The following is a 1,124-nucleotide window of genomic DNA, read 5'->3' on the forward strand; positions in this document are numbered from 1 at the left end:
CGCAGTAGGTATTGTTTTTTCGCAGGCGGAAGACGGATGACGAGAGGTTACATGGGGACGGGGGTCCAGCCGTGGGCCCTTCCGTCGTCGGCCGCCGACGAGGCGCGCGACGCGCGCTACGAGAACCCGTTCGCGCCGCCCGACGAAACCGATGCGCCCGAGGCACCGCGCCCGCGCTCGCTGTTCGGCGAGATCCTCGACTGGATGCTCGCCCCGCTGCTGCTGCTGTGGCCGATGAGCATCGCCGTCACCTATCTGGTCGCGAAGACGATCGCGAACGGCCCGTTCGATCGCGCGCTCGAGACCAACGCGTACGTGCTCGCGCGGCAGATCCATCCAGTGAACGGCGTCGCCGAGCTGACGCTGCCGGAGCAGACCCGCGACTTCCTGCGCGCGGACAACGTCGACAGTGTTTACTTCCAGGTGCTCGGTACGCGCGGCGAGCTGGTCGCCGGCGAAGCCGACATGCCGCTGCCGCGCGACGAGGATCGCCCGCCGCCAGGCGTCGTCATGTTTCGCGACGACCTGCTGCGCGGCAACGACGTGCGCGTCGCGTATACGACGGTCGCGCTGCCGCAGTCGGGCAGCCCGCAGCCCGTGCTCGTGCAGGTCGGCGAAACGCTGGACAAGCGCAACGCGCTCGCGAACGACATCATCAAGGGCGTGATCCTGCCGCAGTTCGTGATCCTCCCGCTCGCGATCCTGCTGGTCTGGTTCGGGCTGTCACGCGGGCTCGCGCCGCTCAACGCGCTGCAGGCGCACATCCGCGCGCGTCGGCCCGACGACCTGTCGCCGGTCGAGGCGCAGCGCGCGCCGCCCGAGATCGAGCCGCTCGTCACGTCGTTCAACGACCTGCTCGCCCGTCTCGAACAGAACATGGCGCTGCAGAAGCGTTTCATCGCCGATGCCGCCCATCAGATGAAGACACCGCTCGCGGGCCTGCGCACGCAGGCCGAGTTCGCGCTGCGCCACCCCGTCCCGCCCGACGTGCAGCGCTCGCTCGAGCAGATCGCGACGAGCTCCGAGCAGGCCGCGCGGCTCGTCACCCAGTTGCTCGCGCTTGCGCGCGCCGAGAACCGCGCGAGCGGGCTGACGTTCGAGCCGGTCGAGATCGCCGCGCTCGC

The 1,124-nt window shown here is 69.9% G+C and carries 1 protein-coding gene; it reads left to right on the forward strand.

All coding sequences use genetic code 11. The features are described from left to right. Positions 1–51: 51 nt before the first annotated feature. On the forward strand, positions 52–1,124 hold a 1,073-nt coding region (locus G3N99_RS40650), incomplete at its 3' end, for a sensor histidine kinase (RefSeq protein WP_206125247.1).

The organism is Burkholderia sp. Ac-20392, assembly GCF_017104585.1.
Lineage (GTDB): Bacteria > Pseudomonadota > Gammaproteobacteria > Burkholderiales > Burkholderiaceae > Burkholderia > Burkholderia lata.